Here is a 2,135-nt window from a genome sequence, read left to right as displayed (position 1 = left end):
CCACTCCCGCCATCGGGTCCGGCAGGGGGGCCGAAGTGTTGCGCTGGTTAACCTTGGGCGGCCGGGCCGCCCGGCGGGCCTGCAGGCGACGCCGGATGTAGACGATCGGCACGGCGAGCACGGCGCCGAGCAGCGCGAACGGCAAGACCGCGCCGACGATCGTGAAGAGCGCGGCGAGCGAGCCGACGAAGGCCTTCCAGCCCGCCTTCAACCCGCCGGTGAAGCCAGTCGCTGGGTTGGACAGGGCGCTGTCGATCAGGCTGGGATCGGTCGTCAGGTTGATGGTGATCGGGCTGCGCGAGGTGCTGCGATCCAGTTCCTGCAGTCGCGCCTCAATGGCCTCGAGTTCGGCCTGGCGGCTGGAGAGTTCGCGTTCGAGTTTCACGAGTTGGTCGATGTCGTCGGTCTTGTCGATGAGGTCCTGGATGCGCGCGACGGACTTCTTCATCGTGACGACGCGGGCTTGGACGTCGACATACTCGCCGGTGACATTCTCGGTCTGGCTGCGCCGATCGAGGACTGTCCCGATGCGCTGGAGCTCGTCCAGCGTGGCATCCAATTTGTCTGTGGGCACCGAAATCACCAGTGCCGCATAGGTTGTCGGGCTGATCCCAGCCCGCTCGTCGGTCTCGGTCCCGGTCGTGCCGATGTTCTCCGAGAGCACGTAGCCGGCAGCAGCAACATTGATGGCTCGCACCTGCGCGGTCGCCTTGCCGACGTCGTCGACTTGTAGGGAGAGCGTCGCCGTGCGGGCCAACTTCTGCGCATCGACTGCGACGCTCGACGATTCGGCCTTGTCGCCCGCGGCGCCGCGTGCCACGCCCACCTCGGCCGGCGCGGGCCCGGCCGCCCCGCTCGTAGCGACCGCTCCACTGCTGCTACCGCCGCCGCTGCATCCGCCGAGGATGCCGATCGTGCCGGCGAGGCTGAGGGCCAGGGTTGCGCGGGCGATTCGCGACGTCATCATCGGGTTGCTCCTGGGATCGGTGCTTCGCCCTGCGACGTCACCCTGCCGGTGGCCGTTCCCCGGTCGCGACATAAGTTGTGCGGGTGTACCGGATCGTTATCGTCGGTGGTGGCCTGGCCGGTCTGGCTGCCGCGTGGGAGTTAGTGAGCGCTTCTGAAGCCGACAGCGAGGTGCTCGTGCTCGACGGGAGCGATCGCGTCGGCGGCAAGCTGCGTCAGGAGGTCGTCGGTGGGCGCCTTGTTGACGTCGGCGCCGAATCGATGCTCGCCGTTCGCCCCGAGGCGCGCGAGCTGATTGCCGAGATAGGCGCCGGCCAACGGCTCGTGATCCCCGCGACGACCGCTGCTTCCGTCTGGTCCCACGGGGCGCTGCACCCGTTGCCGCCAGGTTCACTGATGGGGGTTCCACGGCGCCCGGCTGACGCGACCGGGATCCTCAGCGCGCAGGGCATGGAACGGCTGCGGGCTGCCGTCGTTCCGCCGGCTCCGACTCGTGACGTCAGCGTCGGTGACTACGTCGCGGCGGCCCTTGGCGATGAGGTGGTCGACCGGCTCGTCGACCCACTGCTCGGCGGTGTGTATGCCGGCGACGCTCGGCAGATCTCACTGGCTGCCGCGGTCCCGGCCATCCACGCCAAGGCATTGTCTAGCGACCCGTTGCTGGATTCCTCCCCGCCCACGCCCGAATCACCCTCGGCCCCAGCGCAATCGGCCTTCATCGGCATAGACGGGGGAGTCGGCGTGCTGCCCGAACTTCTCGCCGATGCGATCGCCAAGCGCGGCGGGCGGATCCGCACCGGGGCCGTTGTCCGGGAGGTGCGCCGCGCCGTCGCGGGCTGGGAAATCGTCGCCGGACCAACGATCGCCCCCCAGATCATCACCGCCGACGCGGTTATCCTCGCGCTCCCGCCGGCGCCCGCGCGGCGCCTGCTCGGACCGGTCGCGCCCTCGGCCGCCCACGAGTTGGCCGCCATCGAGACGGCGTCCATGGCCATCGTCACCTTCGCCTTCCCGCGCGTGGCGATGCCGGCCCTGCCCGGCTCGGGCTTCCTCGTGCCACCCGTCGAAGGACGCGCCATCAAGGCGAGCACCTTCAGTTCCCAGAAGTGGGGATGGCTGGCCGACGCGGCGCCCGAGACCGCATATGTCCGCGCCTCGCTCGGGCGCCA

Annotated in this window: 2 protein-coding genes; one reads left to right on the top strand and one right to left on the bottom strand. The window is 69.7% G+C overall.

From position 1 onward, the window contains the following. On the bottom strand, nt 1–967 hold a 967-nt coding region (locus PKH97_RS16135; protein WP_324388629.1), incomplete at its 3' end, for a DUF4349 domain-containing protein. 83 nt (nt 968–1,050) lie between these two features. Between PKH97_RS16135 and hemG the strand changes: the two genes are divergently transcribed. Next, nucleotides 1,051–2,135 (top strand): protoporphyrinogen oxidase (gene hemG, locus PKH97_RS16130; protein ID WP_324388628.1); only part of this gene is annotated, 1,085 nt, incomplete at its 3' end.

Origin of the sequence: Nostocoides sp. (genome assembly GCF_035343835.1) — a bacterium.
Lineage (GTDB): Bacteria > Actinomycetota > Actinomycetes > Actinomycetales > Dermatophilaceae > Nostocoides_A > Nostocoides_A vanveenii.
The sequence above is the reverse complement of the archived record's forward strand: the minus strand, read 5'-3'. Positions and strand labels throughout refer to the sequence as shown.